General features: G+C 62.6%; 15 protein-coding genes. 8 read left to right on the forward strand and 7 right to left on the reverse strand.

Features of this window, described 5'->3' with window-relative positions; translation table 11 throughout:
• Positions 1-52 precede the first annotated feature (52 nt).
• A complete protein-coding gene (tviB, locus tag QCE63_RS20140) occupies positions 53-1330 on the reverse strand; it encodes a Vi polysaccharide biosynthesis UDP-N-acetylglucosamine C-6 dehydrogenase TviB (RefSeq protein WP_309835420.1) in 1278 nt (425 codons plus the stop codon).
• A 268-nt stretch (positions 1331-1598) separates the two neighbouring features.
• A complete protein-coding gene (locus tag QCE63_RS20145; RefSeq protein ID WP_309835421.1) occupies positions 1599-2738 on the reverse strand; it encodes a glycosyltransferase in 1140 nt (379 codons plus the stop codon).
• Between the two features lie 507 nt (positions 2739-3245).
• On the opposite strand from QCE63_RS20145, the gene QCE63_RS20150 reads away from it, so the two are divergent.
• From QCE63_RS20150 to QCE63_RS20160, 3 genes are all read left to right on the forward strand, one after another.
• Complete coding sequence (locus QCE63_RS20150; RefSeq protein WP_309835422.1) at positions 3246-3566, forward strand: pyrimidine/purine nucleoside phosphorylase; 321 nt, start codon at positions 3246-3248, stop codon at positions 3564-3566.
• 139 nt (positions 3567-3705) lie between these two features.
• Positions 3706-4722 carry a type IV toxin-antitoxin system AbiEi family antitoxin gene (locus QCE63_RS20155; RefSeq protein ID WP_309835423.1) on the forward strand — a complete coding sequence of 339 codons (1017 nt, stop codon included), beginning with the start codon at positions 3706-3708 and terminating at the stop codon, positions 4720-4722.
• Positions 4700-5581, forward strand: coding sequence for a nucleotidyl transferase AbiEii/AbiGii toxin family protein (locus tag QCE63_RS20160; RefSeq protein WP_309835424.1), 882 nt, complete (start codon positions 4700-4702; stop codon positions 5579-5581). The genes QCE63_RS20155 and QCE63_RS20160 overlap by 23 nt, the downstream gene beginning before the upstream one ends.
• Positions 5582-5584: 3 nt before the next feature.
• Here QCE63_RS20160 and QCE63_RS20165 read toward each other — a convergent pair whose 3' ends face one another.
• Positions 5585-6601, reverse strand: coding sequence for a 1-aminocyclopropane-1-carboxylate deaminase (locus QCE63_RS20165; protein WP_309835425.1), 1017 nt, complete (start codon positions 6599-6601; stop codon positions 5585-5587).
• A gap of 176 nt (positions 6602-6777) precedes the next feature.
• On the opposite strand from QCE63_RS20165, the gene QCE63_RS20170 reads away from it, so the two are divergent.
• Both QCE63_RS20170 and QCE63_RS20175 read left to right on the forward strand, forming a co-directional pair.
• Positions 6778-7305 (forward strand): Lrp/AsnC family transcriptional regulator, encoded by a 528-nt coding sequence (locus tag QCE63_RS20170; RefSeq protein WP_309835426.1) that lies wholly within the window; start codon positions 6778-6780, stop codon positions 7303-7305.
• A gap of 83 nt (positions 7306-7388) precedes the next feature.
• Entirely contained in the window at positions 7389-9776 is a 2388-nt protein-coding gene (locus tag QCE63_RS20175) for a transglycosylase domain-containing protein (RefSeq protein WP_309835428.1), read from the forward strand.
• 59 nt (positions 9777-9835) lie between these two features.
• On the opposite strand, the gene QCE63_RS20180 is transcribed toward QCE63_RS20175, so the two are convergent.
• From QCE63_RS20180 to QCE63_RS20190, 3 genes are all read right to left on the reverse strand, one after another.
• Positions 9836-10270, reverse strand: a complete 435-nt coding sequence (locus tag QCE63_RS20180) for an NUDIX domain-containing protein (RefSeq protein WP_309835429.1) — start codon at positions 10268-10270, stop codon at positions 9836-9838.
• 361 nt (positions 10271-10631) lie between these two features.
• Complete coding sequence (locus tag QCE63_RS20185; RefSeq protein WP_309835430.1) at positions 10632-12743, reverse strand: phosphocholine-specific phospholipase C; 2112 nt, start codon at positions 12741-12743, stop codon at positions 10632-10634.
• 28 nt (positions 12744-12771) lie between these two features.
• The gene (locus QCE63_RS20190) at positions 12772-13047 is read right to left on the reverse strand and encodes a hypothetical protein (protein ID WP_309835431.1); all 276 of its coding nucleotides are present in this window, start codon (positions 13045-13047) and stop codon (positions 12772-12774) included.
• Positions 13048-13235: 188 nt separating this feature from the next.
• On the opposite strand from QCE63_RS20190, the gene QCE63_RS20195 reads away from it, so the two are divergent.
• Positions 13236-14414: a YbfB/YjiJ family MFS transporter gene (locus QCE63_RS20195; RefSeq protein ID WP_309835509.1), complete on the forward strand. Its 1179-nt coding sequence runs from the start codon at positions 13236-13238 to the stop codon at positions 14412-14414.
• Positions 14415-14438: 24 nt separating this feature from the next.
• Here the strand turns inward: QCE63_RS20195 and QCE63_RS20200 are convergent, their stop codons facing one another.
• Positions 14439-15839 (reverse strand): replication initiation protein, encoded by a 1401-nt coding sequence (locus QCE63_RS20200; RefSeq protein WP_309835432.1) that lies wholly within the window; start codon positions 15837-15839, stop codon positions 14439-14441.
• 659 nt (positions 15840-16498) lie between these two features.
• Here QCE63_RS20200 and QCE63_RS20205 point away from each other — a divergent pair.
• Both QCE63_RS20205 and QCE63_RS20210 read left to right on the forward strand, forming a co-directional pair.
• Positions 16499-17710, forward strand: coding sequence for an AAA family ATPase (locus QCE63_RS20205; protein WP_309835511.1), 1212 nt, complete (start codon positions 16499-16501; stop codon positions 17708-17710).
• Positions 17707-18684, forward strand: coding sequence for a ParB/RepB/Spo0J family partition protein (locus QCE63_RS20210; protein WP_309835434.1), 978 nt, complete (start codon positions 17707-17709; stop codon positions 18682-18684). The genes QCE63_RS20205 and QCE63_RS20210 overlap by 4 nt, the downstream gene beginning before the upstream one ends.
• The last annotated feature ends 472 nt before the right edge of the window (positions 18685-19156 follow it).

A 19156-nucleotide genomic window follows, 5' to 3' on the forward strand; every position in this document is an offset into this window, starting at 1 on the left:
AGCACCACCCTCCGTAAAGCAATCCTTCCCTCGCTGCGCGACGCCGCTCCGACTACAGGCGCAAATCGCTCGCTTCGGGCGCGAGCACGTATTTCAGGTCGTACAGAACGTGCGTGGGCTTTCCGTAGGCATGCAGCGCGTCCGCTCCGAGACGGGCAAACTCGCGATGTGCAACCGCGACGACGATCGCGTCATAGGCGCCGGCATTCGGGCTGTCGACAAGTTCGAGGCCGTACTCGTGGCTTGCCTCCTCTTTCGATACCCAAGGGTCCCAGACGTCGACGTCGAGGCTGTATTCCTTCAGCGCGTGGATGATATCAACGACGCGCGTGTTACGGAGGTCGGGGCAGTTCTCCTTGAAGCTCAGCCCCATGATCAATACTCTCGCGCCGGCTATGGCGATACGGCGACCCGTCAGCGCCTTCAGAAGCTGCGACACCACATAGCTTCCCATGCTGTCGTTGAGCCGCCGCCCCGCGAGGATGATCTCCGGGTGGTAACCGATCGCCTGCGCCTTGTGCGTGAGATAGTACGGGTCGACGCCTATGCAGTGACCGCCGACCAGACCCGGCCTGAACGGCAGAAAATTCCATTTGGTGCCCGCCGCCTGAAGCACGGCTTCGGTGTCGATACCCATCTTGTTGAAGATGATCGACAGTTCGTTGATGAGCGCGATGTTGACGTCGCGTTGTGTGTTTTCGATGACCTTGGCGGCTTCCGCCACGCGAATGCTGGGCGCCTTGAAAGTACCCGCGGTGATGATTTCCCGATAGAGCGAATCGACGGTCTCGGCAACTTCAGGCGTCGATCCGGAAGTCACCTTTCTGATGGCCGCAATGCGATGTTCCTTGTCGCCGGGATTGATCCGCTCCGGGCTATATCCGACGAAGAAATCCACATTGAACTTGAGACCGGACGTCCGTTCGATGACGGGAACACATTCCTCTTCAGTCGCGCCAGGGTAGACAGTCGATTCGTAAATCACGATGTCGCCCTTCTTGAGCACGCGCCCGATGGTTTCGCTCGCGCCGAGGAGATACGTGAGGTCCGGCCGCTTGTACTGATCGATCGGCGTCGGCACCGTTGCAATATAGACGTTGCAATCGCGAAGGTCCTCGGCCTCGCTGGTGGGTGTCAATTGCACGGCGGCCGCAAGTTCCTCGTCGCTCACTTCCAGCGTGAAGTCGTGCCCTTGTCGCAGGGCCGCAACGCGCGCCCGGTTGATATCGAAGCCCACGACGGGTCGATGCTTGCTGAACTCCACTGCGAGCGGTAAACCTACGTAGCCCAGACCAATCACGGCGAGCCGGATATCTTTCGGTGTGTACATCGATCTTCCTTCCATGTTGGCGACGTGCGTTGCGAATCTCGACGCAGCGTGGCGCGCTCCGCCGGATTGATATCTACACAGACCCAGAAACGGAAACTCCCTCTATTGCGCTGGCGAAAAACCGTACATCCACTTGCGGATTTCGAGCTCGAACTGCTTCCGCTCCTGATGTACGTTGCGGCAATCCGTGCGCGAGGCGGCTGTGACGCGCTCGTGGCACGTGTTCGTTGAAGCAGCGTTACGCCTGTCTCCCCATACCGGCGCTATCTCAATGACGCGACTGTTCGACGTCGGGAGCTGTCACCCTGGTGTGTTGGTGCCCTGGGAACAGAAGCCAGCGGGGCGTCCTAAGTCGGACGATTGCAATGTAGAGACGCGTGTAGGCGAGCACAAACAGCACGCTCGCACCAAACGTCGCGAATCGGCTGTCCCAGAACAACGTTGCCGGGCCGATTCCAATGACACTCAACGCCCACATGTAAATCGACGTGTAAGAGTTTCGAAGTGTCTTCTGGCGGAGATTCGCCGGGTCATAGCCGCGTCGGGCAATACGCCGGTACACCAGAGAGTGCAGGTGAAGTCGATCTGGTTCGTCGGCTGGCTTGCCATGCAGAATGCGCCGCCGATAAATCGAGAAAAGCGTTTCGAAGACAGGGTAAATCGCTATTGATACTGCGTACCACACAGGGACGTTCGGGTGGCGTGCAATTAATAAGACCAGAAGCTCGGCCATAATGAAGCCGAGTAAATAAGCACCGCCATCGCCCAGAAACACAGACGGTGTCGGGAAATTCCAGAGTACGAAGCCGCCAAGTGCCCCGACCATTGTGAGCGCCATGCTCATAATCGGCCAGTCGTTCACTTGATAGGCGACATAACCGATTGACCCGAAAATCATCATGGCCACGACGGACGCAAGGCCATTAAATCCGTCGATGATATTCACTGCATTGGTGAGCCCTGCGGTGCCGAGCATGGTGAAGCCGATTCCGAGGGGCAGAACTCGCAACCATTGATCGATCATCGGCACGTCCACGCGCGTCACCACGGCATTGAGCAGCAGGCAGGCCATCAATGCCGATGCAAATGCACAAAGAAGCCTGATTCGCGGCGAGACGAGCTTGGTGACATCTTCCGCCACGCCGCTGGCAAACGCCGGAACGGCGCAAAGAAGAAGCAATAGCGACGCGTAATTCGAACCGGTAGCCCACAGCGGTTCCGCAATGGTAGTGGCGACCGCCGCACATGCGATTCCAATTCCACCGATACGCGGCACAGCGTAAACGTGATTCTTCTGAACACTGTGCAAATCGCCGTCCATGGAAAACAATGCGTGTTTACCTGCGCTCCGCACTATAAGAAGGATGATCAGAAAGGAGCAAGTGAAGCCAAACGCAAGGTTAAGCATTTTTCCTCGACTCCAACGATGGCGTCACGATCCGTGGTAGTCCGTAACTTTTATGTGGTTACGGACGAAAGATTCGAACGACAAGCGATAGCTGTCTTTTACGTCTAACGTATATCTCTGGATTACTAAGCGTATGAAGATCAATTCGGTATTTAATTCTTTTCCCGCCATTCACTGTCCGGAAGAATGCTATTAGGACGTGCATATTCGCTATGTGCGACCGCGCACACTAGCGAACAGGGTAAGAATAGTAGGACGTTTGACGTATTCCACTGGCGAATCAACCCCGCGTCCGGCCGTTCGCGCGCGCTCAGCGCGTTTGATTGGCTGAGCGAATCACTCGCCTCCCTACGACACATCCGCGTCAAAATCCTCTTGTCGTGTGATTAATCTAACGATAGGCGTATCGCAATTCGCACCCTGTATCATGGCAACCCCTCTGCTTGAATGAAATTCCGCGCATTCCGGCGCACCACATCGACATCCGAAGACTTCGAGGAAATCGCCATGACAGGCACAACGCAATTCGATCAAGTTTCCGTTATCAAACGCGCCAATGTCTATTTCGATGGTAAATGTGTGTCACACACCGTGCTTTTTTCCGGTGGCTCGAAAAAGACACTCGGCGTGATCCTGCCGGGCACGCTCAACTTCGGCACCGACGCGCCTGAGCATATGGAAGTGCAAGCCGGAAAATGCCGCATCCGCCTCGACGGCAGCGACGAGTGGAAAGCGTACGGCGCGGGCGAATCGTTCTCGGTGCCCGGCACGAGTCGCTTCGATATCGAGGTTATCGAAACGCTCGATTACGTCTGCAGTTATCTCTGATGCAAGGCGGCGCCGATGGCGCCGCGATCAGCCGGGCGGCCGGAAAGAGTTGAACCGCACGTGCACGCTCAACTGTCCAATTTTCTTTTCCGTCCACGTTTCGTGTACAATCACATAAATTGGACAAACGAATTTCTCCATGCTGCCTCGCGCTGACGGCCACCCGGAGCAAATGATCGAAGCCGCCGCCGCCGCCTTCAGCGCCGCGACCGGCCTCGCCGCACGCTCCGCGAAAGCGCCGGCGCGCGGCGGTTATGACGGCGCCATCGAATTCCATGTCGGCACGGCGCGTTTCAAGCGGCGTGTGATCGTGCGTGAAATCGTCGACAGATATAGCGCGTTGTCGGCTATCGACACGTTGGATGGCGCAAAGTCGGCGCTCGTCACCACGCATCTCTCTCCCAACATGATCCAGGCTTGCCGCGAAATGCAGGTCGACGCGCTCGATCTCGCGGGCAACGCGAGCCTCGTCGAGGACAACTGCGTCGTGATCGTCTCGGGCCGCCCACGCGTAGCCGGGAGCCGGGCGCGCCGCTCGAAGACATGGACGAAATCGACCCTTCGTGTCGCGCTCGCCCTGCTCGTCAGCCCGTCGTTGCTGGAGCGCAGCTATCGGGACATCGCGCAGCGCGCGGGCGTCAGCCACGGCACCGTGCAGAATGCGGTGCGCGCGCTCGTCGACCATCGGGATGTTTTCGAGCGCCCCGATGCGCGCGGCCTGCAGTTCGCCGACCGCGAGCGGCTGATCGACGAATGGGTCACACTCTATCCGCGGCAGCTGCGCGAATCGCTCGTGCTGGGGCGGTATCATGCCGATTCGAACGACTGGTGGCGCGATGCGCCCGATCTCCCGGGCCAATGCCAGTTCGGCGGCGAACCGGCCGCCGCGATCCTCACCGACTATCTGAAACCTGCGCGTGTGACCGCCTACTGCACGGAAACCGTGCCGCGCGAATGGGTCATGCAGGCGCGGTTGCGGCCCGATCCGGCGGGCAACGTCGAGTTCCTGCGCGCGCCGGTCAAGCTCGCGCCTGTCGAGGGACTGCCGCCGAACGTGGTCGCGCCGCTGCTCGTCTATGCCGATCTGGTCGCGAGCGGCGACCCGCGAAATATCGAAGCCGCCAGGATGCTGCGTGAACGCTATCTTGCCGCTTGAGCTGCTGCCGCATCGGCCGCTCGCCGTACCGATTTCGGCAATGCTGCGCGAAGTCGTCGCCGCGTCGGCGGCCAACGGCATCGCGTGGTTCGTCGGCGGCGCCAGCGCGCGCGACCTCCTGCTCACGCACGTCCACGACATCGAGGCAGCCCGCGCCACTGCCGACGTCGACATTGGCATTTCAATTCGAAGCTGGACGGGCCACAAGGCGCTGCGCAACACGCTGATCGCCTCGGGCCACTTCGACGCGCCGAAAGGCTCGGCGCATCGGCTGAACTTCAGCACACCGCACACCGGCGAGCGCACCTGGCTGGATATCGTGCCGTTCGGCGGCGTACAGGACGCACGCGGCGAGATTGCGTGGCCGCCGGATCAGTCGGTGCGAATGAACGTCGCGGGCTTCCGGCAGGCGCTCGATGCGGCGCTGCCCGTGCGCATCGCGGCGGATCTCGTCGTGCCAGTCGCGTCGCTGCCCGCGCAGGCAATGCTGAAGATCGTCGCCTGGCAGGACCGGCACGCGTCCGACCGCAAGGACGCGATCGATCTGCTGTTCCTGATGGCGCGCTACGCGCAGGCCGGCAATCTCGACCGCCTCTATTCCGATGCCTTCGATCTCGTCGAGCGCCACGGGCACGATCCGGACATCGCCGGCGCCGCCTTGCTGGGCCGCGACACGGCGGCGCTCGCCGCGGATGAGGTGCGCGCGCGGCTGCTCGCGATCCTGCGCAGTGACGATCCCGCACCGCCGATCCTCGCCCACATGCTCGGCGCGCGCATGCCGGTCTTCGAAGACGACACCTCGGAGCGGATCGCCGCCCTCTTCCACGCGTTCCGCAATGCGCTGCGCGACGCCCTCTAGCGGTCAGCCATTACGGAACAGATAGCTGTAGGCGTTGAGCGCCGGCACGCCACCGAGGTGCGCGTACAGCACCTTCGAGCCATCGGGGAATTCGCCGTTGCGCACCATCTGGATCATGCCGTCCATCGACTTGCCTTCGTAGACGGGATCGGTCAGCACGCCTTCGAGCCGCGCGCACAGGCGAATGGCTTCGAGCGTGCCGTCGTTCGGCAAGCCGTATTCGGGGCCGCCGAAGCGCGTATCCAGAATGACGTCCTCGCGCGTGAGGTCCTGACCCAGCTCGACGAGTTCGGCGGTGTGCTTCGCGATGCGCAGGATCTGCGCGTGCGTCTGCTCGGGCTTCGCCGAGGCATCGATGCCGATCACGCGGCGCGCCCGCCCGTCGGCCGCGAATCCGACGACCATGCCCGCCTGCGTGCTGCCGGTCACCGAACAGACGACGATGTAGTCGAACTTGAAGCCGAGTTCTGCTTCCTGCGCGCGCACTTCTTCCGCGAAGCCGACGAAGCCCAGCCCGCCCAGCGGATGCTCCGAGCAGCCCGCCGGCACCGGGAACGGCTTGCCGCCGGCGGCGCGCACGCCGTCCATCGCTTCCTGCCAGCTCTTGCGGATGCCGATGTCGAAACCATCGGCGACGAGACGCACGTCTGCGCCCATCATCCGCGACATCTGGATATTGCCGACGCGGTCGTACACCGCATCCGAGTAATTGACCCAGTTTTCCTGCACGAGCACGCACTTCATGCCGAGATGCGCCGCGACCGCCGCCACCTGACGGGTCTGGTTGGACTGCACGCCGCCGATGGACACCAGCGTGTCGCAGCCTTCGGCAAGCGCTTCGGGAATCAGGTATTCGAGCTTGCGGGTTTTGTTGCCGCCGAACGCCAGCCCGCTGTTGCAGTCTTCGCGCTTGGCGTAGAGCTCGACCTTGCCGCCGAGATGCGCGGAGAGGCGCTTGAGCGGCTGGATGGGCGTCGGTCCGAAGGTGAGCGGATAGCGGGGGAAACGTTGCAGGTTCATGGTGAGCATCCTCTTGATGATGGAATTCGGGCCGGCGCGCGTGCGGCGTCGCCTTGAAACAATCCTAGAGATTCCTCGCAGCGGATGGGTTGCAAAAGAATTCGCTCATGCCTAACGTTCATTCACTCATTTACGTTATGGCAAACTTTTACGGTGTTCAAGCGACCTCATACGCAATGAAAAAAACCCAACCTCCCGCAAACGCACAACGGGCGGCGCATCAGACCGATCGGGTTGATCGCGCCATCCTGCGGCAATTGCAGCGCGATGCATCCATCTCGAACGTCGCTCTCGCCGAGAAGGTCAATCTGAGTCCGCCCGCGTGCCTGCGGCGTGTCGAACGGTTGCGCGAAGCGGGGCTGATCCGCGCCACGGTTGCGTTGCTCGATCCCAAGGCGCTCGATGCCGGCATGCTGGTCGTGATCGGCGTGATCCTCGACCGCTCCACACCCGACTCCTTCGATGCCTTCGAAAAAGCCGCGCAGAAAGTGCCGGGCTGCATGGAGTGCCATGTGGTGACCGGGGAATTCGACTTCTTCATGCTGATCCGCACGCGCGACAGCGACAGCTTCAACCGCCTGCATGCCGAGAAGCTGCTCTATCTGCCGGGCGTGCGGCAGATTCGCACCTTCGTGGTGTTGCGCGAGATTCTTTCGACGACGGCGTTTCCCATCGGCGAAACGGCGGGGACGCGGCCGGCATGACGCCGCATGCAGGCCCAACGGTCAGCCTGCTGAAAAATTACGCTAGGATTCAGGGTTTTCTTGTCTGAGCAACCCGTTCCGCCGTGACCGCGTCTGATCTCAAAGCCCTGGCCCGGGCGCTTCTCGGCCAGCTAATCGGCCAACTGCAGGCCCGCCTGCTGCCTCGGCTGCGTCCGCATCTGCGGCCGCGCACGCTGCTTCTTCTGCCCGCGCTGTTCGTGCTGTACGTGCTGGTGCTGATTCCGTTCACGCCCGGCATCCGCGACCTGCGCCGCGCCAAGGTGGATCAGCCCGCGCAGGTCTATTCCGCCGACGGCAAGCTGCTCGCCGAGTTCAAGCCCACGCATCGCGAATGGGTGAGCCTCAAGTCCGTGTCACCCCAGGTCGTCGACGCGCTCATCGCGACCGAAGACCGGCGCTTTTACACGCATCACGGCATCGACTTCAAGCGCACGGCGTCCGCCGCGCTGCATACGCTCAAGGGCGACCGGCAAGGCGGCTCCACGCTCACACAGCAGCTCGCGCGCAATCTGTTTCCGGAAGAGATCGGCCGCTCGCAGACGCTCACACGCAAGCTGAAGGAAGCCATCACCGCGTTCAAGATCGAAGCGGTGTATTCGAAGGACGAGATCCTCGAAACCTATCTGAACACCGTGCCGTTCCTTTACAACGCCTACGGGATCGAAATGGCCGCGCGCACGTACTTCGGCAAGTCGGCGGGCGAGCTCGACGTGCTTCAGAGCGCGACGCTCATCGGCATGCTGAAGGGCAACAGCTATTACAACCCGGTGATCAATCCCGAGCGGGCGCTCGACCGGCGCAACATCGTGCTCGGCCAGATGGTGAAGTTCGGCCATCTGCCGGCCGCGAAGCTCGACGCGCTCGTCAAGCGGCCGTTGCGCATCGACTTCGAACGGCAGACCGAAGAGCCTGGCCGCGCGCCGCATTTCGCGCAACAGCTGCGCAAGTGGCTGATCGCCTGGGCCGACGACAACGACTACAACATCTATTCCGATGGCCTCGTCGTGCGCACGACCATCGACTCGCGTCTTCAGACCATGGCGACCAACGCGCTCGGCTTGCAGGGCAACCAGTTGCAGTCGATCGCCAATGCCGCGTGGGGCACGCGCGGCGGCTGCGCGAAGGTGAATGTGGATCTCGCGCACGCGTTCATGCGCGAAACGGGCGAGTACCGCGCGGCGCGCGACGGCGGCATGAACGACGCCGACGCCCTGGCGAGGCTCGGCGCGGACCGCGGCTTCATGCAGTCGCTGTGCGAGAGCAAGACGCGCGTGCAGGCCGGCTTCGTCGCACTCGATCCGCGCAATGGCCAGATCAAGGCGTGGGTCGGCAGCCGCGACTTCGCGCAGGATCCGTTCGATCACGTCGCGCAGGCCCGCCGCCAGCCCGGTTCGACCTTCAAGCCCTTCGTCTACGGCGCAGCGTTCGAACACGGCGCGAAGCCGACCGATACCTTCGTCGATCAGGCCGTCGAGATTCCGATCAACAGCAACGAAACCTGGCGTCCAACCGACGATGCCCCGCCGAGCGGCAAGCCGGTCAGCCTGCGCGACGGCATCGCGTATTCGAAGAACCGCATCACCGCGCAGCTGATGGAATCGGTCGGACCGGGACGCGTCGCGCGGCTCGCCCGCGACATGGGCGTGCGCGAGAGTCATCTGGACGTCGTGCCATCGCTTGCGCTCGGCACGAGTCCGGTCACGCTGAAGGAGATGGTTTCCGCGTACGGCACGATCGCCAACGATGGCAGTTATATCGAGCCGCTGCTCGTCACGCGCATCGAGAACAAGGACGGCGAGGTGCTCGCGCAGTTCGAGAACGCGCCCGAGCGCGCGCTGTCGGTCGATGCGACCCGCAAACTCGTCGATGTGATGCGCGACGTCATCAATCGCGGCACGGGCACGACCATTCGCACGCGCTTCGGGATTCGCGGCGATGTCGCGGGCAAGACCGGCACGACACAGGACAACGCCGACGGCTGGTTCATCCTGATGCAGCCGCAACTCGTGGCGGGCGCGTGGGTCGGCTTCAACGACAGCCGCGTCACGCTGCGCAGCGACTATTGGGGGCAAGGCGCGCACAGCGCGTTGCCGATCGTCGGCGATTTCATGCAACGTGCGTTGCGCTCGCATCTGATCGACGCACGCGCGCGCTTCGACACGCAGGAAACGCCGGGGCTGTGGGAAACCACAGTGACGCGCCTGCGTGCGTGGATCGCGCAGACTTTTACGAAAGCGCCGAAGCCGAGCGCGACGAAACAGACTGCGGCGCAGAAATCCGTCCGCGTGAAGCGCGCGCCTGCCGAGCCGGAGGCCGAAGTGACCGAAGCGCCGCCGCGGCCGCAGGCGCCCGTTTTCACGACCCTGCCGCCGATTCTGCCGACGCCGGGCGATGAAACCGGGGCGGCGTCGCCTGCTCCGTCCGCGTCGGCCGCGCCATCTGCGCAGTGAGGCGGCGGGCGGCCTGATCCTTTAGAGTCGCCGCCTGTCGGTGCGGCCGGCCGGAGCCTTTAGCGCCGCCGCCTGTCGATGCGCGCGCCCACATCGTCATGGCCGTGCAGCGCTTCCGCGGGATCGATGCCGATTCCCGCCGCCCGGCTCAGGATCGCCCGCGTGCCCGGCGTCATGCCAACCTGCACGAGTTGGGCAGGCGCGACCCAGAGCACGTCGTCGATGCCGCCGCCCATCGCGGCGCGCGGGTGCATGTCGTCCGGAATCGCGACGCGAAAGACATGATGAAGGTGATGCGCAGACACCTGCTGGAACAGGAACGCGGCCGCGCTCGCCTCGACACCCGTATCCTCATGCAGCGCCCGGACCGCCGCGACCAGCGCCAGCTCATTCATTCCCACCGGCCCGCCCGGCAGCCACCACGGGCCGCCGTGTTCCCGGACCAGAAGCACCGCCTGGTGTCGAACCAGCAGCACAGTTGCTCGTACTCTCATCCCCGTCTCCATTTGCACCTGGGTTCATTGTTGGCATGATGGTGCGGTCCGACGCGCCGGTTTTCCGTTATCTACCTCGCCGTCGAAACGATTCTCAGCTTCGAGCAACCGCGCGATGTCGATCTTCCTCGTCCGCGGGGCATTCGGCCATCCGGGCATCCCCCGTCCGGCGACGTGCGTTGCAGCGCGTCGCAGCCGGGGCGCAGCCGGGGCGCAGGCGCGGACGGCGCACGCAACCAGGTGGTTCCGAACAGATCGGAGCGGAAGAGTTCCGGAAAACGGGGAAATGAAGACGGTCGCACGCCCGGCGACGGGGCGCGCGATCCGGGAGATCACCGCGGCGGATGCGCCGCGGCGGACGTCACGCGCCGAGCGCGGGATCGCTCATGCTGTCCCGGCCCGTTTCGACGTGACCGGCCAGCCGGCGGAGGAACTTCGCGTCGGTATCGATCTTGATTTCGACGTCATACCAGCCGTGCGCGTCACGCAGATCCAGGTAGATCTCCGCCGTATCGCCGCCGCGCACACGCCGCGTGATGGTGTGCGCCGGCGCGTAGGCGTTGCTGACGCTGAACGTGCAGGCAGCCGTTCCGCGGTTCTCGAGCCGCAGTTGCAGGTTGCCGTTGGCGACGTCGTAACCTTCCGCGACGTCCGGCTCGGCCTGTTCCCCCGACCACCACGACCGACGCTTGGCCATCGTGCCCGCGATGCGGCGCACAAAGCCGTTCGGGCCATGCACGACGAAATCGAAGCTGCCGTCCGTTTCCGCCGTTACGCGATCGGCGAGGCGCTTGCGCGCTTCCACGGTGTAGCTGCGCGGCGCCTGCGTGCTCGCGTTGCGGTAGAGCAGGAACACCGCGCCGGCGCTGCCGGTGTTGATGAAATCAAAGGAGACGGCGTCTTTCGATGCGTGCAGCTTCGCGCGCACGAACAGCTCGTACGGCAGCGCGCGCGCCGGCCGCACGCCCGGCTCCTGCTGCGGAACGGTCTGCGCGTCGGGCGGCACCGGCTGGTATTTCGCGTGACGCAGCTTGTCGGGCGGCGCGTAGGCGCTGGTGGCGGGCAGCGTCGGCAGATGGGCGTTCGGCTGGCGGAAGTCGAACGCGGACGTGAGATCGCCGCAGATCGCGCGGCGCCACGGCGAGATATTCGGCTCGGCAAGACCGTGCGCGCGCCCGAAGCGCTTCTGGATGAAGCGGATCACCGACGTATGGTCGAAGGTCTCCGAGCACACCCAGCCGCCGCGCGACCACGGCGACACGACCAGCATCGGCACCCGCGCGCCGAGTCCGTACGGCCCGCTCGCATAGCTGGCGTTGCCGGGGAAGATCTCGCTGGCGGTATCGACGGTCGAGAGGCCATTGGCGCTCGACGCCGGCGGAAACGGCGGCACGACGTGATCGAAGAAACCGTCGTTTTCATCGTAGTTGATGATCAGCGCGGTCTTGCTCCACACCTCCGGGTTCGACGTCAACGCCTGCAACACCTGATCGACGTACCACGCGCCATAGTTCGCCGGCCATTCGGGATGCTCGGAAAAGGCCTCCGGCGCGACGATCCACGAGACTTGCGGCAACGTGCCGTTCGCGACATCGCGCTTCAGCAGCGTGAAGTAGTCGTCGCCGGCGGCGGCGTTGGTGCCGCGCCGGGCCTTTTCGTACAGCGCACTGCCCGGCTGCGCGTTCTGATACTGCGTGAAGTAGAGCAGCGAGTTGTCGCCGTAATTGCCGATGTATGCGTCGTCGGTCCAGCCCCAGCCATTCTTCGCGTCGAGTCCGGTGCCGATGTCCTGATACACCTTCCACGAGATGCCCGCGCGTTCCAGCACTTCGGGGAATGTCGACCAGCCGTAGCCCGCTTCCGCGTTATCGACGACGGGGCCGCCGCCGGTGCCGTCGTTGCCGACGTAGCCGGTCCACATGTAGTAGCGGTTCGGATCCGTCGATGAGTTGATCGAGCAGTGACAGGCGTCGCAGATCGTGAAGGCGTCCGCGAGCTGGTAGTGGAACGGGATGTCGGCGCGCTGCAGGTACGCCATGGTCGTCGTGCCCTTGGCGGGCACCCACTGGTCGTACAGGCCGCCGTTGAAGGCCGCGTGTCCGGTCACCCAGTCGTGCGGCAGACCTTGCAGGAACTGCAGCCCGAGGTTCGCCGCGTCCGGATGGAACGGCAGCAGCTCGCCCGCGGCCGATGTCGTCGGCTGATGGAACACCGGCTTGCCGTTCGGCAAGGCGACCGCGCTTTTGTCGCCATAGCCGCGCACGCCGCGCAGCGTGCCGAAGTAATGATCGAACGAGCGGTTCTCCTGCATCAGGACGACGATGTGCTCGATATCCTCGATCGAGCCGCGGCGGTTGTTGGCGGGGATCGCCAGGGCCTGGAGGATGCCGAGCGGCATCACGTTCAGCGCGGCGGCCGCGCCGGCCGCTTCGGCGGACGCGCGCAGGAAGTCACGACGGTTCTTGTTTTTCATCGGTAGGCGGGGAAGGTGATGGGAAAGGTCAATCCACCGTGTGAATCACGGGGGTCGCAAGCGCATCCGACGATGCTTGCGCGCTGCCTGTCTGCGCCGGGAGGCGTGAGGTGTTGCCGGTGGCCTGCTGTGCCCAGCTTTGAAGCTCGCTGGTATCGGTCGCGGCGGGCGCCGGATCGTCGAGCGCGGTGGACGACGGCGCCGGACGTGTGACATCCGTGTCCGGGCGGCTGCAACCGCAAACGATTGCGCACAGGAATACGGCGAATCCCGCCGCCATGCGGCGGCCTGGCACGAACGACATCGGGTTCTCCGGCAGAGGCGCGCCGATCGACGCAGCGTCGCGAAGCTTAGCCATCGCTTGTGTAAGCAGTGTGACCAGTCCACGCGATACCATACGGCGGGCATAGAACGATAAGAGGACGACCAAGGGTGAGCCAGCGTAATGACACGCGCGAGGACGGGCGCGAGGACAAGCGCGAAGCGGAACGCATGCAGGCGTTGATGCTCGCGATCGCGTTGTCGCTTGGGAGCGCGATTGCGCTCGGCCTCGCGCGCTTCTCCTACGCCTTGCTGCTGCCGCCGATGCGCCAGGATCTCGCGTGGAATTTCGCGCAGGCCGGCGCGATGAACACCGCGAATGCCTTCGGCTATCTGCTAGGGGCGCTCGCTTTCTCGCGATGGTCGACGCGCTTCACCTCGCGCTCGCTGTTCGTCGCGGGCTGCATCGCCACGGTCGTGCTGATGGCGGCGAGCGGCGCCGTGACCGGCACGCACGCGCTGCTCGCGCTGCGCGTGGCGACGGGCATCGGCAGCGCGCTCATCTTCGTGAGCGGCGGCGTGCTGGCGGCGCGGCTCGCCTCGCGCTCGCCGCGCGACGCCGGACTCATCATCGGGATCTACTACGGCGGTACCGGCTGGGGCATCGTCATCTCGTCGATACTCGTGCCATTCACCGTGTTGCCCACCCTGCACGGCTGGCGCTACGCGTGGTTCGCGCTGGCCGTCGGCTGCGCTGTGTTTGCGGTGGTGGCGGCGTCGGCCGCGCGGCGGATAGACAGCCCGCAGTCCGCGTCCACGAGCGGCCACGGCGCGCCCGATGCAGCCCGCGCGCCGGTGCAGTGGCGCCGTTTCGCGCTCGCGCTGGCGGGGTATGCGTGTTTCGGCATCGGCTATATCGGCTACATGACCTTCATCGTCGCGTTGCTGCGCAATGCAGGCATGAGCGCGCCGGTGGTGAGCGGCTTCTATGTGCTGCTCGGCGCGGCGACGGTCGTCTCGGCGCGCATGTGGTCGACGCTGCTCGACCGCATGCGCGGCGGCCAGGCCCTCGCGATCCTCAACGCCTTGCTTGCCGTCGCGACGCTCGTTCCCGCGATGATCGCGCATCCGCTCGCGGCGTTCGTCTCGGGCGCCCTGTTCGGCGCGACGTTCCTGTCCGCCGTGGCGTCGACGACCGCGTTCGTGCGGCACAATCTCCCGTCCACGCAGTGGGCGAGCGGCATCAACGCCTTTACCATCGTGTTCGCGTTCGGGCAGATCGTCGGGCCGGTGGTGATCGGCAAGGTATCGGACAGCGCAGGGCTCACGCGCGGGCTCGTGTATTCAGCGTTGGTGCTTATGGTCGGCGCGGTGTTGGCGGCGTTTCAGAAGCCGTTGGGTGGCCGCTAGCGGGGACCCGCAGCCCTGCAAGCTTCAACGGGCCGGACGCGCCTTCTTCATCTTCGCAAACACGTGCGAGCAGAACGCGTCGCCCACCACGCGGTTCACGGTGAGAATGTTGTCGGCATTCAGCGCATCGCGCGACAGGCCCTGCTTCTCGATCAGGCGCTGCGGGATCAGCTGGCTCAGGAACGCGTGGCACAAATCCCGGCGCAACGGGGTGTCGGCCGACTCGAAGTATTCGCGGCCCGCGCGGACTTCCTCGCTCATCTTGGCTTTCGCCGTGTCGTTCTGCACCTGAATGCTGGCTTCGAGCTTCGCCTGCGCGGCATCGCGCGAGCGGCGCTCCTTGCGGTCGTCTTCGAGCTGCCGGGCCTTGACGGCGGCCATCTTGCGATCCGCCTCGCCAATCCGGTAGTTCCCCTCCAGCGCCTTGAACAAGTAGCCGCGCGGGCTCACCGTCACCTTGCCTTCGTTGAGCTTGTAGCGCGTGTATTCGATCGCCTGCTCGAGGCGCTCGTCGGTCCACATGTCGCGCTGCTTGGCGAGACGCTCGAAGTCGAGGGTATCGAAAGCGAATTCGTTATGCAGCAGAAGGTACATCGAGTCCTGGATGCCGGCGCGCGCGGCATCCGCGCCCTGCTTCTTCGTGAAGCGAAAGCGGATCTTGAGCTTTTCGGACGGCACGCGCTCGGCGTTGGGCTCCCAGCTGACATCGAAATCCGACACTTCATTCAGCTGGTCGATGGCGGGTTCCAGGAAGCGCTTCTTGAACTCTTTTACCTCTTTGCGCGATTCGCCGACCTTGCCCGGCCATTCGAGCACTTCTTCGTAGGCGAACCATTCGGTCACGCCGTGACCTTCGCAGGGGATCAGGCGGTCGTAGATGGCGCGGGACAGCGACAGCGAGAAGGCAGTCGATGCCCGCAGGCTGAGCCAGTGGGCCTTGTAGGGGCTGATGAGGTACTTGATGACGCGTCCTGCCAGCAGAATGCACACGACGTTGCGTTCGATGTAGCAATCGCCCAACAGGCTGATGGTGCCCCACGAATCCTTTTCGGTGAGTTCCTCGATCGACGGGGCCGTCATGATTTCGACGCGGGCCCGGGCCGCAGCCCGCATCTGCGTGATGAGGTGGCTGTGGTTGCGGCTGTCGTAGCGCATCAGCCACTTGAAGTAGTTGATGTCGGCCGAGAAGGTGTAGACCTTGTCGTCGATGAGTTCTTCCGGCGCCTTGGTCGCGACGATGAAGTAAGCGGCGTCCAGCACGCGGCGCGCGGCGATGCCGAGGCCGCCGACACGCGTGAAGATGTTGTTGCGCAGGAAGCCGATGTCCCTTGTCGACTCGGAGATAGCCGAGCCCTGGGCGGACATGTCTTCGTAGATGTCCAGCGCCAGTTGCTGAGGGGTAACGGTGAGTTCTCGGTTTTCCATGCGTTTGATCGACAGCGGTCCACGGGCACTCTATCAGGCGAGCAAGAGGTGTCAACACAAAAACCGCCCCGTAATGGGTTCGTCGTGGAGTCCATGCGAACGACACAAAAAGCACCCCAGCGAGCATTCGGTGCGCACAATTTCCACCCCGGTCGACACAAAATCCGTCCTGTGTCGCCCAAAAAGCGTTTACGCCAGCACAAAAACCGGCCTGCTGTTCACAAAAACCGTCCTTATCCACAGGGCGAACGCTTGATTTGAAAGGGTTTACCGGTCTCTGTTTGTAGGTTGGCGAGTTTAAGGTTTACAAAATAACTAAACGAACACAGCCGAAGATCATCAGACGGTATCTGAATGACATGCGCTAAGTAGCTGAAAAGAATGATTATTTCGCCTTCGAAGTGGCGTGCACAAAAACCGCCCCTGGGATGGTTTTTGTGCGGATACTGTTGCGGGCTATCTGGTGCGATGGATTTGTCATCCGCGCCGCACCGTGTGCATGTGCTTGAGACATGCGGACCGGACACAAAGCATTAGTAAAATCAAGGGTTTGAGGCGTTTCGGGATTGGAAAATCCTGAAATCTCGCGGCGCTACAACCTCGTTTACACATATTCGTGTATTCTGCGCTTCGACGTCAATACATGGAGAAAGCGCAGAATGGCGAACGTTGGCACGCTACCGATGGAAGACCGCAAGGTCACGCTTCGCGAAGTTGCGGAGTTTGCAGACAACCTGGAACCCTTCTCGGACAACCTGCGAGAGCAGATCCTCGCGCCCCGGCCGCGGAAGGTGGCGCCCTATTACACGATCAGCGAGTTGGCTGAGATGTGCAACCTGACGCGACAGCAGATCCAATACCTTGTCACGAAGGGAGAAGGCGGGCTGCCCGCGGGCACGCTCAATGGAACCGGTCGGAGCCGTACGTTTACGCTGCCGGAAGTTCGGATGTGGGTGAAGATGGCCTCTGATATCTATCAGACGCGCCTGGACGAAGGCGACGGCGCATTCCGCGGCAAGGTACTGACGACCGCGCAATTGAAGGGCGGGTCAGCGAAGACGACAACAACCGTTTGCCTCGCACAGGCGCTGACCTTGCTCGGGCGCAAGGTACTGCTCGTCGATCTGGATCCTCAGGCTTCGGCTTCGGAACTGTGCGGTCTCTACGCTGAAAAAGAGATCTCGGGCGACGACACTGTTCTGCCCTATATATATGATCAGAACGTCGAGGGCGGTCTTGGCGCAAGCGTCCAGTCGACTTACTGGGATGGACTCGACATCATTCCGGGCCATACCTTCCTCTACGGCGCGGAGTTCTTGCTGCCGGCGCGTCAGAAGACGATTCAAGGTTATCGGTTCTGGGCTGTGCTTCGCGAAGGACTCGAACCGCTTCGATCGCAGTACGACTATATTTTGATCGACACGTCGCCGTCGCTGTCCTATATGAATCTGAACGCGCTACTGGCCGCCGACGCGTTGGTCATGCCGATGATTCCCGAGAACCTCGACTTCATCAGTTCGCTGGCGTTCTGGCGTCTTTTCTCGGATGTCGCCGAAGACTTCCTCCCCTACGAGGAAGACAAGGTCTATGACTTTATCTCCATCCTGTTGTCGAAGGTGGACTATGGGAAGACATCGTCGGCGCCGGTGGTTCGACAATGGGCGCAAAGCGCATATGGCCGATGGCTCGATCCATTTGAGATTCCATCGAGTTCGGTGATGAGCGGCGGGGCATTATCTTTTTCGACGGCGCTGGATGTGGTCAGCACACACTCAATAGCCAAGTCGCTTCAGCGTGTCCGGCAACCGATGATGCAATATGCCAAGTGGCTAGACGACATGTTTGTGAAATCCTGGAAGGAGTCGGCATGAGCAATAACATACGCGAACAACTCATGGCCAAGACGGCCAATCTGCCGAAGCCTGCCGATTTCAAGGGAGAGGCCAAACGGGATAAGACGAATCGTGGCCCGCAGACGATGCCGGGAATCACGAGCGCATTGGCCGCAGCCCAGTTGCGAATTCAGGAACTCGAGTCCCGGGGCGTTGAAACGGAAATTCGGGTCGATGAGATTGTGCCGAACCCATGGCAACCGCGCCGCCAGTTCAATGAGGCAAAGCTTTCAGAGCTTGCTCGCTCGATTAATGAAGTTGGGCTCCTGCAGGCAGTCACGGTACGCCGTGTTGGCGATTCGTTTCAACTCGTCGCGGGCGAGCGACGGTGGCGGGCGCACAAGCTGGTCAATCGGGAAACGGTTCGTGCTGTGGTGATCGAATGCACAGATCAGGATATGGCCGCATTGGCGCTGATGGAGAATGTCACTCGTGACGATCTCTCTGACTACGAAATTGCGATTGCCATACGTCGGGCGGAATCGGAATTCCCCAATCGAACACGGCTTGCCGAGGCGATGGGAATCTCACGAAGTGATCTGTATCGTTTCCTCGCGTATGACGCATTGCCTGATTTCGTAAAGCGTGACTTGGATCTCAAGCCTTCGGTGCTGGGTGCGTCATCGGCGCAGGATATCGCGAATGTACTCAAGAAAACCGGCGAGCAGGGATTGAAGTCTCTTCAGGAACTTTGGCCGCAGGTGGTATCTGGAGATCTCGTACAGACAAAGGTAGCCGCGAGCATGAATGCCCAAGCTACGCGCGGAAATCCGACAAGTGACGCGGGCGGTAGAAGCATCCTCAAGATCTTTGCAGGGAAGGTTCAGGCGGGCAGCATCACAAAGGATGTCAAGGGGCTCACGTTCAAGTTCAAAGCAGGTGTGGTCACGGAGGAGCAGGAAAATCAGCTGAGGGAACATATAGGCAAGATGTTCTCGATTCAGTCCGAATGATCAAAACCCGCTCCGGCGGGTTTTTTATTGGGTGCGCTGGGTGCTGTGTGATGGAGCGTCCGAATTCGGACAGTTTCAGGCGGGTGAAGGGCGCGGTCGCAAGGGTATTGGCAGTGTCCCAGAGTGCGAGTGTTCGAATTCGGACAGTTTTCGGGTGCGCTCAAGTGGTGGTTCCCGGCGGTGTCGGTGAGGCAAGTGTCGGAATTCGGACAGTGAGAACTATCACCGGAGGTGGTGTTCGACGTACCACTGGAAGGTTGTGGTGCGTTAAGGGATACGAGCGGAGCTCGTTTTGACCGAACGATATGCCGAGCCGGAACGCTTAGCGAGCGTCTTTATTTCAGCGTCGAAATGGGGTGACGTTTGCCGCTCAGCTTAACGTGAGGATCGCGGGGGGGGGGGCGCGGGGGGGCGCGGGCCCCCCGCCGGGGGGGGGGCGGGGCGGGGGGGGGGGGGTAAAAAAAACCCCGCC

Origin of the sequence: Caballeronia sp. LZ065, assembly GCF_031450975.1 — a bacterium.
GTDB lineage: Bacteria > Pseudomonadota > Gammaproteobacteria > Burkholderiales > Burkholderiaceae > Caballeronia.